The sequence below is a fragment of the Paenibacillus sp. cl6col genome (assembly GCF_900102125.1).
GTDB lineage: Bacteria > Bacillota > Bacilli > Paenibacillales > Paenibacillaceae > Paenibacillus_B > Paenibacillus_B suaedae.
The window spans coordinates 318,414-338,400 of the sequence record NZ_FNAZ01000005.1 but is presented as its reverse complement, the minus strand read 5'-3'; the positions used below and the strand labels follow the sequence as shown (position 1 = coordinate 338,400).

Annotated in this window: 1 protein-coding gene (running past one end of the window); it reads right to left on the bottom strand. The window is 54.8% G+C overall.

All coding sequences use genetic code 11. The features are described 5' to 3' along the window. Positions 1-19,987, bottom strand: the 5' portion of a protein-coding gene (locus BLS15_RS15800; protein ID WP_090512417.1) for a non-ribosomal peptide synthetase. 10,730 nt of this gene lie to the left of the window's left edge; the window shows 19,987 of its 30,717 coding nt (coding positions 1-19,987); the start codon lies at positions 19,985-19,987; its stop codon lies off the left edge, out of view.

Below are 19,987 nucleotides of genomic sequence, written 5' to 3'. Positions count from 1 at the left end.
TTTGCGGAATCGCCCGCAGCGTTTCCTTCACGCGCTTGATCCGCTGCGGCAGGCTCATCTCCGGCTCGATCTCCAGCACCACCGGGTACGTACTCGTAAACCAGCCGACCGTTCGGCTTACATCCACATCCGCCGCGATCGGTTCTCGGCCGTGGCCTTCCAGCAGGACCGCCACGCGTTCGAGTCCGCTCCACGCTTGAACCGCCATCGCCAGTGAGGTCAGCAACAGATCGTTGACCTCCGTCCCGTAGGCCCGATGTGCTTCTTTCAACAATTGCTGCGTCTGTGCCTGCGACCACTCCACCGTCAGCGTCCGGCTGGCGGCCAGCGTTGACGCGCCTTTCTCATTATCTTTGGGCAGAGGCACTACGCCCTTCTCTATAATCGATTGCCAGTAAGCACGCTGCGCCTCCATTGCTGGACTTGCCGCATAGGCGCCAAGCTGCCGCGACCACGTTTGAAACGAGTCCGTTTTCAGCGGCAGCCGAATGTCCTGTCCTTGCGCCGCTTGTTCGTAAGCTGACGCGATATCCTCAAAAAGGATGCGCCAGGAGACTCCGTCGACGACCCAATGATGAATCGCGATCAGCAAATGATCCCCGTCCGGGCACTGGAACAAGCCCAGTTTCAGGAGCGGACCGGCGCCCAGCGAGAAGCTGGCCTGCAGCTTGTCGGCCTCCGTCTCGACCTGCTGGCTCCAATCCTCTTCGCCACGGAAGTCATATACGTCCAGACTGTAGCCTTCGCCGTCTTCCACGCTGCGGTTCCAAGCAGCGTAGCCGTCTTCCGTCTGCGTGACAATCATCCGCAGCGCGTCGTGATGCCTAGCGATGCGCTGCATCGTCAGGCACAGCGCATCGATGTCGAATCCGTCTTCCCGGTGCAGCATGACCGCGTGGTTGAAATGATGCATATCCACGGGATCATGCTGCACAAACCAGCGCTGGATCGGCGTCAGCAGGACTGGACCGTGCACCTCTCCTTGTTCCGCGCGGCGAGTGACCGCCGTCATCTGAGAGCTAAGCTCGGAGACGACCGGATAGCGGAACAGATCTTTCATCTCGACCTTATACCCGGCTTGCAATAGCCGTGAAGCGACTTGAATCGCTTTGATCGAATCGCCGCCAAGCTCGAAGAAATGATCTATTATGCCAATCTTCTCTACGCCCAGCACCGACTGCCAGACGGACACGAGCGCTTTTTCCTCGCCCGTGCGCGGGGCGACGTATTCCGTCCCCGCACTCATGCCTGCTTCTGGCGCTGGCAGCGCTTTGTGTTCCACTTTGCCGCTGGAGGTCAGCGGCATTCGGTCGAGCTGCATAAAGTACACTGGAATCATGTATTCCGGCAGTTCGCGGGCAAGCTCCTTCCTCAGCTCTCCGACCGTCAGCACGCGCTCCGCCACAATGTACGCGCACAACTGCTTTTGCCCAGCAGCATCCTCGCGTGCGACCACGACCGCCTCTTCCACAGCAGCTATCCTCAGGAGCTGCGCTTCAATTTCTCCAAGCTCAATACGGTAACCGCGGATTTTCACCTGATCGTCGATCCGGCCCAAATAATCCACAGTGCCATCAGGCAGCCAGCGGGCCAAATCGCCTGTTCGGTACATCCGACGGCCCGGCTCGAACGGATTTTCGACGAACCTTTCCGCTGTCAGCTCCGGACGGTTCAAGTAGCCTCTTGCCACTCCGACGCCCGAGATGTACAGCTCCCCGGCGACGCCGATCGGCTGCAATCCGCCGCGCGCGTCTAATATATAGACCGCCGTATTATGAATCGGCTTGCCTACAGCCACTTTTACATTTGAATAACATGATCCTGTGAGGACCTCGATTGTCGTTTCCGTAGGTCCGTAGTGATTGTACAAGCTATAGCCGAGCTGCAAAACTTCCTCTTTTAGCCGTTCGTCCAGCTTTTCCCCTCCGGCGATGACATGTTGCAGTCCCGGTAGTTTGGTTTGACCCACGAGCAGTTCCCGAATGTAAGACGGCGTGAAATTGATCGTATTGATCCTGTTCTCGTGGATGTAATCCAGCAGCTTAGGCGGATTCAGCAGCGTCTCTTTCTGGATTACGTGCAATGTTTTTCCGGCCAACAGGCTGCCAAATAATTGTTCGACGCTTGGATCAAATGTAAATGAAGTTGTTAACATTACGTTATCGCTTAGCTCATAGCGGGAAATAAACCACGAAATGACGTTAACGGCATTCCGGTGCTCCACCATAACCCCTTTGGGCTTGCCTGTCGAGCCGGACGTATAGATGACGTAGGCCAAATCGCTTGAACTGAAGACATTCTCCAGGTTCGTGCCGTCTTCAAGGTAAACGGCAGGATCGTCCAGCCTAATCAGCGCTTTTGCAAATAGGCTCGCGTAATCCTGGAGGTGTGTCTGCAGAAGCAGCGGAGATGCGCCTGAATCCTCCAGCATATAGCGGATGCGCTCGGCCGGATACGCTGGATCGATCGGCACATAAGCGCCTCCAGCCTTCAAAACAGCCAAAATGCCTATGACCATCTCCAGCGATGGCTCCGCCATAATTCCGACCAACCGGTCGGCTTCCACACCCGCGGCCCGAAGCGTTCGCGCCAGCCGGTTGGCCCGCTCATTCAGCTCGGAGTACGTCAGATGATGATTTCCAAATACCACAGCCACCGTATCCGGTGTTTTTGCCGCTTGTTTTTCGAACAGCTTATGCAATGTTGCTTCTGCCGGCAGCCCTACTGCCGTATCGTTGAATGTTACCAGCAGCTCATCCCGCTCGTTAGCCGTCAGCACCTCGATGCTTCCCAGCATCGCTTGCGGATGACGAACCGCTTGACGCAGCAGTTCGGTGAAGTGACCCGCCCAGCGCTCGATCGTCGTCCGTTCGAACAGTTTGGACGCATATTCCAGGGAGCATCGCATCCCCCGCTCGTGCTCGCTGACCGACAGCGTCAAGTCGAACTTCGCTGTTCCGCTCTCGATCGGATACGGCGTCCATTGCAGACCCGCCAGCTCCAAATCGGCCTGCTCGGTGTTTTGCAGCACCAGCATGGCATCGAACAACGGATTGCGGCTCATATCCCGCTGCTTCACAACCTGCTCCACCAGCTCCTCGAACGGGTAGTCCCCATGCTCCAATGCGCCTAGCGCCGTCTGCTTCACTTCCTCCAAGTAGGTCGAGAACGGCTTTTCTCCGGACGGGTTCATCCGCAGCGCGAGCGTGTTGACGAACATGCCCATCATCCCTTGCAGATCCGCATGGGAACGTCCGGCAATCGACGTACCGATGATCACTTCTTCTTGACCGCTTAACCGCCCGAGCAGGGCGCTGTACGCGGCCAGCAGCACCATGTATACGGTCGCACCGCTTTCCCGGGATAGCTCTCTGACCGCTTCAGCCAGCACGTTGTCCAGCTCGAAGTCTACCCGATCCCCCTCGAAGCTGCGCACCGCCGGTCGCGAAGCATCCGTCGGCAGGCTCAGCACCGGCAACTCGCCTGCAAACTGGCTTAGCCAGTAGCTTTCCATCTTCCGGTAGGCCGCACTTTGCCGGTACCCTTGCTGCCAGAAGGCATAATCTTTGTACTGCAAACGCAGCGGTTCTAGTTCTTCTCCCGCATACAGCTTTGTCAATTCCTGTACCAAAATGCTTATCGAGGTGCCATCGGACACGATATGGTGCATATCGAACAGCAGCACGTGATCCGTTTCGTCCAATCGCACCACCGTCGTCCGCAGCAGCGGCGCAACGTCAAGGTCAAACGGACGGAGGAAGCGGCGAATGTACGCCTGCGCCTCGGTTCCTCTCGACTCCTCGTACGTGACAGTGAAGCCGGGATCCTCTATGATGCGCTGTATCGGCTCTCCGTCTACCGCCACAAACGCCGTGCGCAGCGATTCATGACGGGCGATGAGTGCATGGAGGGCGGCTTCGAGCCGCTCGCGATCCAGCTTCCCCGTTAGGCGCAGCGCAGCGGGCATGTTGTAGCTCAGCTCGGCGCCCTCCAACTGCTGCAGCACATACAGCCGTTTTTGCGCGGACGACAGCGGATACGCTGCCTGCGCCGGGGCAGGCACGAGCGCTTCAAATGCGCGTCCCTCCGCCGCCTCCAGAGCAGCCGCCAAGCTCTCAATCGTTGGCGAGAGGAACAATTGCCGCAGCGGCACCTCCGCCTCCAGTGTCTGATGAATGCGCGATACCAGTGTCATCGCCCGGAGCGAATGGCCCCCGATGTCAAAGAAGTTATCGCGGATGCCGACGCGCTCTAGTCCCAGCACCTCTTGCCATAGCTGCGCCAGCTTCGCTTCCGTCGCCGTGCGCGGTGCTGCATACTCCGTTCCTATACTCAGCGCCCCATCCGGGGCTGGCAGTGCCTTGCGATCCACTTTTCCGTTTGGCGTGAGCGGCATCTTCTCCAAGTGAATGAAGTGTGATGGGATCATATAAGATGGAAGACCTGCCGCCAGCTTGATCCGCATCGCCTGCGCCGTTAGCTCACTGCTGCCTGTTACATAGGCGCACAGTTCCTGTTCGCCCCTCTCCGTTTCCCCGGTGACAACGGTCACGACCGCTTCCTTGACGCCATCGATTCGCAGCAAATGCGCTTCGATCTCGCCCAGTTCGATCCGGTAACCGCGGATCTTCACCTGATGATCGATCCGTCCTAGATGCTCTAATCTGCCATCTGGCAGCCTGCGGGCCAAATCGCCCGTCCGGTAGATCCGCTCACCAGGGAGGTACGGATGAGCGACAAACTTCTCCTTGGTCAGCTCTTCGCGCGCCCAGTATCCGCGGGCGACCCCAGCGCCTCCGAGGCACAGCTCGCCTACGGCTCCGATCGGCTGCAGCTGCAGCGCTTCGTTCAGCACGTACGCCTGCGTGTTCGCCAGCGGACGGCCTATGCTGACTTTTTCCCCTTCGCTATCCTCCAGATGTTCAAACGTTGACCACACCGTCGTTTCCGTCGGGCCGTACATATTGTACAGCGACGCATTCGTTTGCGCCCGGAGCTGCTTCAGCAGCGCCGCAGGCAGCGGCTCGCCGCCGATCAGCAGGGCTGGTATACGGCGCAGCTGCGCGGCGCTGTGCTTCTGCTCCAGCATCATCGACAGCCTCGAAGGCGTCGTCTGCATCAGCTGTACTGGATGCTCCGCCAGCAAATCACCCAGCAGCGCAGGGTCCTGAAGCTCCGCTTCGCTCGCGAGAACGATCTGCATCCCGCAGCTGAGCGGTACCCAGCTCTCGGTCACGAAGATGTCGAAGGACACTGTTGTGACCGAGAGCATCGACGCAGACGGCGCAAACGGCAGCGAGCGCACCATCCCCGCGATAAAGTTCACGACGTTCCGGTGCTCCACCACCACGCCTTTTGGCTTGCCGGTGGTGCCCGACGTGTAGATCACATACGCGCTGTACATCGGGGTTGGCTGTACATCCGACTGTACATCCGTTGATCCCGTGGATGCCGGTGAATAGGTTTCCAATTCTTCCGCGGAGGCGAACCTCACCATGGCGGAACAGTTCTTCTGCCCTTCGGAAACCGCAACAGCTATTTCCGTAATGGCAGAGCGTTCCTCATCCAAGCACAGGACATGCCGCAGCGGCGTTTCTTCCCACTCCGCCACCTTTTCTGTCTGCATCCCTTCGCTCAGCAGGATACGGATACCGGCATCCTGGATCATTCCCTCGATGCGCGCTTCTGGCAGCGCTGGGTCCAGCGGCACATAGGCCGCGCCGGCTTTCATCACGCCCAGCAGACCGGCGATCAGTTGCGGCGAACGGCTGAGCAGCACGCCGACGCGGTCTTCGCTTTTCACCCCGTGCGCACGCAGCCAGCCGGCGATGCGGTTGGCTCGCGCCTCCAGCTCGCCGTACGTCCATACGACCTCTCCGCTTACGAGTGCCGGTTGGTCCGGCGTTCGTGCAGCCTGCTGTTCGAACAGCGCATGCACCGTTGCTTCCACAGGCAGTTCCACCGCCGTATCATTAAATGTCACCAGCAGCTCTTCCCGCTCGTCAGCCGTCAGCACCTCGATCCTTCCAAGCATCGCTTGTGGATGACAAACCGCTTGACGCAGCAGCTCGGTAAAGTGACCCGCCCAGCGCTCGATCGTCGTCCGTTCGAACAGTTTGGACGCATATTCCAGGGAGCATCGCATCCCCTGCTCATGCTCGGTAACCGACAGCGTCAAGTCGAATTTCGCTGCTCCGCTCTCAATCGGATACGGCGTCCATTGCAGACCTGCCAGCTCCAATTCGGCTTGCTCGGTGTTTTGCAGCACCAGCATGGCATCGAACACCGGATTGCGGCTCATATCCCGCTGTCTCACAACTTGCTCCACCAGCTCCTCGAACGGGTAGTCCCCATGCTCCAAGGCCCCGAGCGCCGTCTGCTTCACTTCCTCCAAGTAAGCCGAGAACGGCTTTTCTCCGGACGGGTTCATCCGCAGCGCCAGCGTGTTGACAAACATCCCCAGCATCCCTTGCAGATCCGCATGGGAACGTCCAGCGATCGACGTACCGACGATCACTTCTTCTTGACCGCTTAACCGCCCCAGCAGGGCGCTGTACGCGGCCAGAAGCACCATGTACACGGTCGCGCCGTTTTCCCTCGCCAGCTCTCTGACCGCTTCCGCCAGCACGCTGTCCAGCTCAAATTCGACCCGATCTCCCTCGAAGCTGCGCACCGCAGGTCGCGGAGCATCCGTCGGCAAGCTCAGCACCGGCAGCTCGCCTGCAAACTGGCTCAGCCAGTAGCTTTCCATCTTCCGGTAGGCCGCACTTTGCCGGTACCTTTGCTGCCAGAGCGCATAATCTTTGTATTGCAAACGCAGCGGTTCCAATTCTTCTCCCGCATACAGCTTCGTCAATTCCTGTACCAAAATGCTTATCGAGGTGCCGTCGGACACGATATGGTGCATATCGAACAACAGCACGTGATCCGTTTCGTCCAGCCGTACCACCGTCGTCCGCAGCAGCGGCGCAGCGCCAAGGTCAAACGGACGGAGGAAGCTGCGAATGTACGCCTGCGCCTCGGCTCCTCTCGCCTCCTTATACGCGACGGTGAAGTCCGGAGCCTCTACGATGCGCTGCATCGGCTCTCCATCTACCGCCGCAAACGCCGTGCGCAGCGATTCATGACGGGCGATGAGCGCCTGGAGGGCGGCTTCCAGCCGCTGGCGATCCAGCGTTCCCGTCAGGCGCAGCGCAGCAGGCATGTTGTAGCTCAGCCCGGCGCCCTCCAGCTGCTGCAGCACATACAGCCGTTTTTGCGCGGACGACAGCGGATACGCCGCCTGCGCCGGGGCAGGCACGAGCGCTTCAAATGCGCGGCCCTCCGCCGCCTCCAGTGCAGCCGCCAAGCTTTCAATCGTTGGCGAGAGGAATAATTGCCGCAGCGGCACCTCCGCCTCCAGCGTCTGATGAATGCGCGATACGAGCGTCATCGCCCGGAGCGAATGGCCCCCGATGTCGAAGAAGTTATCGCGGATGCCGACACGCTCCAGCCCCAGCACCTCTTGCCATAGCTGCGCCAGCTTCGCTTCCGTCGCTGTGCGCGGTGCTGCATACTCTGTTCCCGTTCGCAGCGTCCCTTCTGGCGTGGGCAGCGCTTTGCGGTCGATTTTGCCGTTACTCGTAATCGGCAGTTCTTCCAGCTGCACGACATACGCCGGAATCATGTAGTCCGGCAAGTTCAATCGCAAGGCTTCGCGCAGTTCGGCGAATGTAAATTCGCGTTCGCCTGCCACATACGCGCACAGCTTATGGCTGCCTCGCTCATCGGGCAGTGCGATTACGGCCGCCTCTCGAATTCCATCCAACGCTAACAGTCTGGTTTCGATCTCGCCCGGTTCGATCCGGTATCCTCTTATTTTCACCTGATGATCGATACGGCCCAAATACTCAAGGTTGCCGTCGGCCAACCAGCGAGCCCGATCCCCGGTTCGATACATCCGCGTTCCTTCCAGCCATGGATTGGCCAGGAACTTCTCCTGCGTCCAACCCGGCTGATGCAAGTAGCCTCGGCCGACACAAGCACCGCCGATATACAGCTCGCCCGCTACGCCGATCGGCTGCAGCTGTCCGAGCCCGTCCAAAATATATACGGACGAATTGCTGATCGGCTTGCCGATCGGCGGCAGCTCCATCATCGGCTCCTGCGGCATCATCGTGTACGTGGTCGCTACATGGGTTTCCGAAGGTCCGTAATGATTGTGCAGCGTGACGCCCTGCTCCTGTAAGTAACGCTGCAGTGCCGGGCCGACAATCAGCGCCTCTCCAGCCGTAATCAGATGCTGCACGCACGTTGGCCAACTCGCTTCGTAGGCCGGATCGTTCCAAACGAATTTGACGAACGACGACGGCAGCAGCAAGGTTGGAATGCCTCGTTCCTCCACATAGCGGAAGAGCGCAGTCGGATTTTGACGCATATCCTCCTCGATCACATGCAGCGTTCCGCCCGCCAGCAAGGTAGAAAAGATTTCCTGATAGCTCACATCAAAGCTGTACGACGCATACTGCAGCACCTGCTTGTCAAATGGAATGGACGTACGCTCGTATTGATGCATAATCAGGTTCACGAGATTGCTATGCTCCAACATAACGCCTTTCGGTTTCCCCGTCGTACCCGACGTATAGATGACGTAGAGCAATCGGCTGCTCTCGCTATCCGGCTCAAAGGAGGCGCTATCAAGGCTATTAGAGTTATTAAAGTTATTAGTGTTATTAGAACTATTAGAACTATTAGAACTATTAGAACTATCAGAGCTATCAGAGCTATCAGAGCTATCAGAGCTATCACGGCTCCACGCACTTTGCTCGCTTGCCGCAAGAAGCTCTTCGATGATGAGCGTCTTGCCCTCATATCCAAGACCTCCGCTCGTTGGAGCGGATGGGGCATCCGCCAGCAGGCAAGCCACTTTCGAATCTTCCAGCATATACGCTATGCGCTCCGCCGGATAGGAAGGGTCGACCGGAAGGAAAGCCGCGCCGGCTTTCAAAATGCCCAGCAAACCAATCATCATGTGGGCGGAACGTCCCGCCATCAGCCCGACAATACGGCCGCTGCCGATCTGTTCCTGGCGCAAGGCAGCAGCAAGGCGATCCGACAACCGATCCAGTTCTTCATACGTAAGCCTTGTATCGGCACATACGAGCGCAATCGCTTCCGGTGTTGCCTTCGCCTGCTTGCGGAACAGCTGATGCACCGGGGCATCCGGCGTTTTCTGTGCAGGTCCGTCCATCCAACCTTGGAGCGTCATCCGATCCTGTTCGTTCAGCAAGCTTGCTTTGCCGAGCGTGACATCCGGGTCAGCGGCCATATGCTGCAGCAGCGTGATGAAATGATCTTTCCACCGTGAGATCGTATCCGCCTCGAAGAGCGCTGTCGCGTACTCCAGACTGCCGTGCAGTTCCTCTCCCGCCTCGTGAATAAATAGCGACAAGTCGAATTTCGATGTCGGGTTTTCCAACTCGTATGGTGTGATGTCGACATCGGCCATCTGCAGTTCGGATCGGTTCATATTTTGCAGCGCAAACATCGCATCGAAAATCGGATTGCGGCTCACATCCCGATGCCGTACGACTTGCTCCACCAGTTCTTCAAACGGGTACTCCGCATGCTCAAACGCCGTTAAAGCCAGTTGCTTCATTTCTTCCAAGTAGCTTCGGAATGTTTTGTCAGCAGAAGGCATCGAACGGATGGCTAAGGTGTTGACGAACATACCGAGCATGCCGGACAGGTCGGCATGCGGCCGACCGGCAATCGGCGTTCCCACAATAATCTCGTCCTGACCTGCCAATTTGCCCAAGAACATGCTGTAAGCAGCGAGCAGTACCATAAATAATGTAGTTCCTGTGTCTTGCGCCAACTGCTTGATGCTGGCGGTCAATTCCGCATCGATCGCGAAATCCAATTGGCTTCCCGCGAAGCTTTGGATCGACGGACGGGCAAAATCGGCTGGCAGCTGAAGAACCGGAAGCTCGCCGCCAAGCTGCTGCAGCCAGTACTCCTTTTGTTGGACATACTTAGGCGAATGGCGGTTTTCCGCCAGCCAGACGGCATAATCCTTATAATGAAGCGACACGGGCTCAAGACGATCGCCGGCATACAGCCTGGTCACCTCTTCAATCAAGATGCTCATGGAAGTTCCGTCGGAAATAATATGATGCATGTCAAACAGGAGCAGATGCTGCGTATCGCTCAGCTTGGTCAACTGAACGCGCAGCAGCGGTGCCTGACTCAGCTCGAAAGGACGAATAAACTCCCGGATGAGGACTTCGGCTTGCTTGTCCCCGGCTTCCCGATAGGGCAAATCGAACGCGATCTCAGCGCTAATTCGTTGAACAGGCTCGCCGTCCACCCTATCAAAGCCGGTTCGCAGCACCTCGTGGCGGGCGAGCAGCTCCCGGAACGCCTGTTCCAATCGCGCAAAGTCCACGTGTCCATGGAATAACAAGGCTGCAGGCATGTTATAGCTTAGTTCCGCGCCTTCAAGCTGCTGCAGCACGAACAATCTTCTTTGTGCGGATGACAGCGGATAGTAATCGCATGGCTCGGCCGGCTGCAACCCCTTATGCAGCTCTTTCGCTTGCCGCTCGACAAGCGGAGCCAACTCTTCAATGGTTGCAAAGCGGAATATGTCACGAATCGCGACTTGTACATGCAACGCTTGATGAATGCGCGATGCCAACATCATCGCCTTAAGAGAGTGCCCTCCCAATTCAAAGAAGTTGCTGCTTACTCCTACTTGCGAAATTTGCAGCACGTCCTCCCAAATTGCGGCTAGCTGAGCCTCCGTCCGTGTACGAGGGGCCATGTACGGCGCAACGACTGCCGTTTCATAGTCAGGTACAGGCAATGCCGATCGATCCAGTTTTCCGTTTTTAGTAAGCGGCAGCTCTGCAAGGCGGATGTAATGCTCAGGTACCATATATGCAGGCAGCGCCAGGCTCATTTCATGTCTTAATGCGGACAGATCTAACGCACTATCGCTGACATAATAAGCGCAAAGCACTTCGTTTCCAGGCTTATCTTTTCGAATGACGACGGACGCTTGCCGAATATCGGTATTCAGCAGCAGACGGGCTTCAATTTCGCCCGGTTCAATCCGATATCCTCGAATTTTGACCTGCTGATCGATCCGTCCCATATATTCAAGATTGCCATTTGGCAGCCAGCAGGCTAGATCCCCCGTTGCATACATCGTTCTGCCTTCGTTGAAAGGATCGGGTTTGAATTTCTCACGCGTAAGCTCAAGCTGATTCCAGTATCCTTTGGCTACTCCAGCGCCGCCGAGATACAATTCCCCAGGCACGCCAACAGGAAGCACCTGTCCGCCGTCGCCCAGCACATAGGCTGTCGTTCCGCCAATCGGCCGGCCGATTGGGATACTTGTCATACCGTCCGCTTCGCTGACCTTGAACGCGGTTGAAAACGTCGTATTCTCCGTAGGCCCATATCCGTTCCATATCGTGATGGATGGGCATGCTTGCTGAACGGCCCGAACATGCTTCGGCAGCAGCACTTCTCCCCCCATGATCAAATGCTGAATTCCGGCAAAAAGTTCGTCATCCATATCAGCCAAATGGTCGAAAAGGGATGTCGTCAAAAACATAACCGTAATGCCGTTGGTTGCGATAAACTGTCCCAAACGGCTAGCGTTCAGCAGTACTTCTTTCTCTACAGGGTATAGTTGACCGCCATGAAGAATAGCGCCGAACATTTCAAAAGTCGCCGCATCGAAGCTGACCGAACCTGTCTGTGCGAAGCGATGTCCGTCATGAAACGGTACATATCCGCCGCCTGTCACCAGGTTGACCACATTGCCGTGTGTGACCAGCACGCCTTTCGGCCTTCCCGTTGTGCCGGAGGTGTACATGATATAAGCGGGATCATCGGCGCATACCGTACGCGATTGCCCTGTTGCCACCAGCTCCTCATGTAAAAGCCAATCGGTGTCAAGTCTGATGACTGCTCCCCCATACGATTCCGATGGACGCAAATTGCCGGCAACCAGCAAAAATTCCGCTCCGCAATCGTCCAGAATATACAGATGACGATCCTCTGGAGCTTCAGGATCCAGCGGCACATAGGCGCCGCCCGCCTTCAAAACTCCCATGACAGCTACAATAAATTCAATGGATCGATCAGCTAAAATTCCGACAGCCGCATGAAGCGGCAGTCCTTCTCGAAGAAGCTTGCCCGCCAGAATACCCGACTGATGCTGTAGCGCTTCGTAGGTAAGGTGACGTTCACCGCATACAACCGCCAATCGTTCCGGGTAATTGCGGACGACCTCTGCAAAACGCCCCGTAATCGAGACGTTCGGCATCGGGGAAACAGGTAATCCGCTATAAGTCATAAGCTGTTCAATCTGTTCTTCTTGATTAATCAATCTTGCTTCAGCAAGCAGCGTATCCGGGGCCGTAATCACATCATGCAGCATGACTGTGAAGTAACGGCACCAACGCTCTACCGTTTCGCGAGCAAACAAAGCCGTAGAAAACTCCATAGAGCAGCGATAGCCATCCGGGTGCTCGTTAACCTGCAGCGTAAGATCAAACTTCGCCGTTTTGTCTGCGAACGAATACGTGTCTACATTCAAATCAGGAAGCACAATCGGTAAAGAATCGGTATTTTGCAGCACAAATACGGCATCGAATAACGGATTGCGGCCCATATCCCGCTCTTTGACAATTTGATCGACCAAATCTTCCAGCGGGTAATCCCCATGCTCTAAGGCATCCATCGTCGTTTGTTTGATTTCTTGTATAAAATGCAAAAATTTCTTTTGTCCCGAAGGAAACGTACGCAATGGCAGTGTATTTACAAACATCCCCATCATGGACGACAAATCTGCATGGGGGCGCCCGGCTACCGGGGAGCCAATGATAATCTCGTTTTGGCTGCTCAATCGCGATAAAAACATACTGTACGCCGCCAGCAATACCATGTACACGGTCGCCCCTTCATTCAGCGCCAACCTTTGCACGGACTCCGACAATGCCTTGTCAAGATGAAAATCAACACGTTCTCCGGCAAAACTTCGCAGCATCGGGCGGGAGTAATCGGTCGGGATATGCAGCACAGGCAGCTCGCCACCCAGATGCTGCAGCCAGTAATCCTCATTCTTCTGATAAGCTGTACTATGAGCGTATTGCTGCTGCCATACGGCATAATCTTTGTATTGCAATCGAAGGGGTTCTAGTTGATGTCTGGCATACAGTTTCGCAAATTCTTCTACAAAAATGCTGATGGATACGCCATCGGAGATAATATGGTGCATATCAAGCAGCAAGTAATGCAGATGTTCTCCCGCACTTAAAACCTCGACACGCAGCAAAGGCGCTTGCTCCAGATCGAATGGACGTACAAACTCTGCTATCCTTGCGTCAAGCTGCTGTTCCTCCGCTGCTCGGTAAACGACGGTCGCTTGCACATGCTCGTGCACTTTCTGCATAGGCTGATTGTCGATGAATGTAAAAGAGGTTCGCAAAGCGTCATGACGCAGAATGATTTGTTGCAGGGCCGACTCGAATCGCGTGGGATCCAGACTGCCTTTCATCCGGAGAACGGCCGGCATGTTATAACTGACGTCTACGCCTTCCAACTGCTGCAGCACGTACATCCTTTTTTGGGCCGACGTCAGCGGGTAATAATTCATCGGCGCCGCCGGCTCCAGTGTATCGATTGCTTTGACCGATCTGGAAGCGAGCGCTTCCGTCAATGCTTCAACAGTGGAATATTGAAACAGATCCCGGAGCGTCACATCAGCCTGAAGCTCTTTTTGCATGCGGGAAACGAGTACCGTCGCTTTTAACGAATGGCCGCCTCGTTCAAAGAAATCATCCCTCACTCCGATCGGGCGAACGTCAAGCACCTCTTGCCACAATTCGACCATTTTTTGTTCCGCGTCGGATCTTGGTGCCGAATAACTTCCGCTTTCGGCCAAGTTGCTGCCCTCAGGATGCGGCAGGGCACGGCGATCCAATTTTCCGTTGACAGTCAGAGGCATTTGCAGCATGGGAACAAAATAAGACGGGATCATGTAAGAAGGTAACGCAAAGCCAAGCCGTTGTCTCAGTTCCTTCGCCGTATAGTCCCGATCCGCGACAAAATAGGCGCATAGACTTGCACTTCCCTCCGATCCATTAATTACAGTCACAACTGCCTCGCTTATCCCAGGAAGCGTTAGCAGATGTGCTTCAATATCTCCGAGTTCAATCCGATTCCCGCGGATTTTCACCTGATGATCAATGCGTCCCAAGTACTCCAAAGTTCCATCCGGCAGCCACCGGGCCCAATCGCCAGTACGGTACATGCGCTCTCCAGGTACGAAAGGATCGGAAACAAACTTCGCTGCCGTCAATTCCGGCTGGTTCGCATACCCTCTTGCCAAACCAAGACCGGCAATGCAGAGCTCTCCCGGTACGCCGAATGGAGACAGCCTTCCCTGTGCATTGACAATATAGACACGAGTATTGGGAATAGGGCGTCCGATGGAAACAGCAGTCTCTTCCGATAATTCCACAGCCGTCGTTACGACCGTATTTTCGGTTGGGCCGTATTCGTTCATCAATTGCATCTCAGGATTCATTGCTTTCAAACGGCGAATTAAAGGCATGCCTACGGCCTCGCCTGCTACTACGGCACTGCGCACCGAGCGCCAATCCTCGCGGCTCATGTTCTCCAGCATAGCGGAGTAGAAGCTCGGCGGGCTCTGCAAATGGGTGATTTGATGATGGATGATAGCTTCACGAATGGCTGCAGCATCCTTGCTGTTCTGATCGCTCAGCATAACAACGGCTGCTCCTGAAACAATAGGCGCAAAAAAGTGAGTCACAAACGAATCGAATATAAAAGGATTCAGCATCAACGCCCTGTCGCTTGGCCCAAACTGATAGTGGCGCTTTTTCCACTGTATGGTGTTCGTAAAGCTCCCGTGTTCGATAATAACGCCTTTGGAACTTCCTGTAGTGCCTGAGGTGTAGATGACGTAGGCCGAATGCTTCGGACTGATCGAGCATCCTTGCTCTTTCACGGGAACTTCTTCTTGCAGCGGATTGTCTTCAAAATATAGAACGGAAACATCCTGACGAAGCTCGGCAATGAGCGGCTTATACTTGTTGAACGTAAGCAGCGCTTGCGGGCGGCTGTCCTCCAGCATAAATCGAATCCGATCCGCGGGAAATTCCGGATCAATCGGGAGGTAGGCTCCTCCTGCTTTCAAGACCCCGATTATACCTGCTGCCATTTCTAACGAACGGTGAGTCATGACGGCGGCGATCGTATCCGTCCCTACACCGCGCCTGCGGAGTTCGGCGCCTAGCTGCTCCGCCCACTCGTTTAGTTGCCGGTAGCTCAGCTCCCCTTCTTCCCCTATAATCGCCGGGAGGTCGGGAGTTAGCGCCGCTTGCTGCTCAAAGAGCGTTAGCACAGATGATGCTGGATCATACGTTTCTTTTCTACCGGCGAACCGCTCAAGCAAATGTTCTTTATCTTGGGCGGTAACCAAGTCATATGCGCCTATTTTGACGTCTTGAAAATGAACGGCCTGAAAGAGAAGCTCTTGGAAGCAGCCACTCCAGCGTTCAATAGTATGCTGCGTAAACAAAGAAGAATCGTATTCCCAAGTCAATAAGAAGCTGTTCTCTCGCTCGGTTACCGTGAGCGTCAGGTCGAACTTGGCTGCCGTGTAATCCAACGGATACGGAGTCAAATTGACATTTTCCAGTTTCAGCTCTTCATTTTCCCCATGCTGCAGAACGAGCATTGCGTCGAATAGTGGATTGCGGCTTAAATCGCGCTCCTGAACCATTCGCTGAACCAGTTCCTCAAACGGATATTTCTCATGCTCAAACGCAGATAGCGCCGTCTGCTCCACTTCGCGGAGATAGGCAGCAAACGTTTTTTCTCCTTCCGGGTACATGCGGAGCGCCAAGGTGTTTACAAACATCCCTAACATGCCTGACAAACCTGCAAGCTGGCGTCCCGCCACCGGCGTGCCGACAACGATCTCGTCTTGTCCGGCTATACGCGACAGAAATGCGCTGTATGTGGCTAGCAGTACCATGTACACAGTGGTGTTGCTCTTGCGTGCCAGCTCGCGCACAGCCGTTACAAGCTCGCCGTCCAGTTCGGCGTCTACCCGGCCGCCTTTAAAGCTGCGCACAGCAGGCCGCGGATTGTCGGTCGGCAGCCGGAGCACCGGTACCTCCTCGGCAAACTGCGACAGCCAATAGGCTTCCTCCTTAGCGTAATCCTCCGTATGACTATAGGCTTGCTGCCATACAGCATAGTCTTTATATTGCAGCTTTAGCGGCTCCATCATTTCACCGGCATAGGCCGCAGCCAGCTCTTTCGTCAAGATTTGCACAGAAATGCCGTCCGAGATGATATGATGCATGTCAAATAAGAGCAAATGCCGTTGATTCCCGAGATGTACGACTTTGGCCCGCAGAAGTGGTGCCGCGCCCAGATCGAACGGCTGGATGAACGCCCGAATATGCGCGTCTGCTTCCCCGTCCTCCGCTTCCTCTTCCGCGATAAAGAAATCAACTTGCTGCTGCACGCGCTGAATGGGCTCCCCATCTACAATAGCAAATGAAGTACGCAAAGCATCGTGCCGAGCAAAAAGCGAATGGAACGCAGCTTCCAATCGTTCTTTATCCAGCGTCCCTTCCATAAGAAAGGCGGCCGGCATATTGTAGCTTAGTCCTGTGACATCCAATTGCTGTAGCATAAATAACCGCTTCTGTGCGGACGATAGCGGGTAATAGAGCTGTTCAGGAGCAGATTCAAGCGACTCGTAATTACGTTTCGCCGCCGAGCCGACCACCTCGGTTAAGTCTTTTAGCACTGACGCCTGAAAGATGTCCCTCAATCCGAGTTCGATCTTGAACTCCTCATGAATGCGTGTCAACAGCGTCATCGCTTTCAGCGAATGGCCTCCAAGTTCAAAGAAATTATCTAGGAGTCCGATCTGCTCGTGATCCAGCACTTCTTGCCAAAGCTTTGCCATCCGTTGCTCAACATCCGTTACCGGGAGCAGATATGGTTTGGAGGAAATCCTTTCATCCAGCGCAGGCAAGGCTCTTCGGTCCACCTTACCGTTTGTCGTCAAAGGAAGCTGATCCAGCTTCATAAAAGCGACAGGAATCATATAATCCGGCAGCATCGAGGCCAAGAATCCTCGCAGCTCATCTGTCTCAAGCTCCCTCTCGCCCGTGTAATAAGCGCAAAGCACCTGCTGACTCTGGCGATCTGGCATAACGGCGACAACCGCCTCACGGATGGACGCGATTTGTATCATGCATGATTCAATCTCGCCTGGCTCAACCCGATAGCCCCGTATACTAAGTTGGTCATCGAGACGCCCAAGAAATTGCAAATTCCCATCCGGAAGCCAGTAAGCGCGATCCCCGGTGCGATACATGCGTCCATCCGTCACGAACGGATCTTGAGCGAATCGCTCTGCCGTCAATTCCGGCCTGTTCAGATAACCCCGAGCTACCCCAGCTCCTCCGATGCACAACTCCCCCGGCACACCAACGGGTTGCAATGTCCCGCCCTGACCAAGCACATACAGGTTGGCGTGCGGGAGCGGTCTGCCAATCGGCACGCTTCCTTCTTGAGGCAGTATACTGCCGTTCATTTCCTCATAATAGGAAGCATCAATGCAAGCCTCCGTCACCCCATAGCTGTTGAGAATACGCATGATAGAGCCGAAACGATCGTATACCCTCTGATAATCTTTCACCGCAAAGCGGTCTGAGCCCATAATTAACAAACGTAAGTGTCCCGTACTTAAACCATTCTCGTAGATATAATCCATGAGCGGTACAAGCAATGCCGGCGTCGATTCCAGCAGTGTAATGCCTTGTTCGACGATGATCCCATGGAGACGAGGCATGCTGAGACGAGTTTCGTTCGAACATATAACGAGCTGTCCTCCGCTCAGCCATGCTCTGGCCAAATCGCCGGCAAATACATCAAAAGAAAAGCTGGCCATTTGCAGCAGTCGTACTTCCATATCTCCAAGCTTGTATTCATGATGCCATGACCATGCGGTTGAAACCCAACTGCGATGCTCGATCATAACCCCCTTGGGCCTTCCCGTTGTTCCGGAGGTGTAGATAACATACGCAAGTCGCTCAGGTGAACAACCGTGAAGTAAATTGGTCGGATCGTCGTCATAGCTTGACGCAAGCCTCAAATCTACGACTCGGCAGCCATCAGGCACGGTCATCATGTAATCGTCGGCAGTAAGCAGTACTTTAGCTTCGCTATCCGTTACCATATAAGCTAGGCGATCGGCAGGCAATGAGTTGTCCAACGGAACGAAAGCGCCGCCTGCCTTTAATACGGCAAGAACGGCAGTTACGATAAGCGGAGAACGTTCCCCCAGAATGGCCACAGGCTCCCCACTGCCTATGCCCAGGCTTCGAAGCGTCCGAGCGAGCCTGTTCGCTTGCTCATTTAATTGTCCATAGGTCAGCGACAATCCGCCCGGTTCCGCAACAGCGATTTGATCCGGCGTATTTGCTGCATGGGTCTCAAACAATTCGTGCATAGAACGGTCAAGTCGTTGCTCGGTCCGTTGTCCCAAGCTGTAAGTGTGGAGTATATTCTTCTGTTCTTCAGGAGGCAGAATGTGCAATCGCCCTACCGACTGCAAGGGGTTCGATATCGCTTCCCGGATTACATGCAGCAATCTTTGGAACAAACAATCGATGTCTTGGCGCGCATACAAATCTGTCAAATAATCGATTTGAATGGCCATTTCTCCGGTTCCTACATGTTCGCGGATGTGTACCGTCAATTCGTTATCCTGGTGCCCATTTCCCAGAGGCAGCGTCTCGTATTGAAAAGGCGCATCGTCAGGCAGCGTGCCCCACTCCATCGGGTGATAATTGAAGAACACGGGCAGCAATGCCTCCGTAAAACCGAAACGGTTGCGAAGGTCCGGGACAATCCGGTTAAACGGGTACTTTTGATGCCGAATCAGCTCGCTCTGCTTGTTCTTTACTTGTTTAAGAAAGTCTGCGAACGACCAAGAAGCGTCAATGCGCATGCGAAAAGGTGTCGTGCTGACGAGCATCGCAACCATCGACTTCTGTTCTCGAGATGTCCGATTGGCGTACATCGTTCCAAGCACAACTTCTTCTTCACCGCAAATCCGCGACATATACAAGCAAAGGGCAGATACAAACAAGTTAAATGGAGAAACATGCTGTGATTCGCAGAACGTACGGATGTCGTTGCATTCAGATGCCGGAATTTCATAATGGGCATAATTTGCCAAGCTGCCGGCCGTCTGAATAGCGCTTTCGTAAGTGTCAAGCCGTGTGATGGAAGGCAGCGTACGGAACTCGCCCTCCCAAAATGCCTTGTCTTTCTGAAACCGGGAAGATTGTAAATACTCCTCCTCGATACGGAGCAGATCCGTGCAAGCAGGAGCCGCTTCTTGAGGAAGCTCTCTATTGCAAAGCAAAGCATGATAGCCCTCAACGAATTCATTACCCAACAAGTTGAGCGAATAGCCGTCGGCAATAATATGATGAATGCTCAAGAACAGTCTGGCTTCTGATTCACCAGTCCGAAACAGCGTAAATTTAAATAAATGGGAGTCAAAAAGGGGAAACGGTTGACATGACAGAAACTCGACTTTTTCTTTCCATGCCTCTGGTTCTCTATCGCATAAATTCACAATATCGATGTCAATTGGTAGAAAAGGAGCAATATAACTTAGTGGCTCCTCACCTTCTCTCTGCTGCAATCGCATACGCAGAGCGTCGTGACGGAGAGTGAGGCTTTGCAGTACCTCTACGATCTTATCCTCTTGTATCGTGCCCTTAATTGTAAGCAAACTATTAAGCGTGGCAACTGTCGTGTGCGGATTCAAAAGCTCCATGTACCAAATTCGACGCTGCGCTTCCGTAAGCTCGAAATAAACGTTCTCATTTTGCTGCAGTTGCAGATTGGCTTCGCTCATTGACAT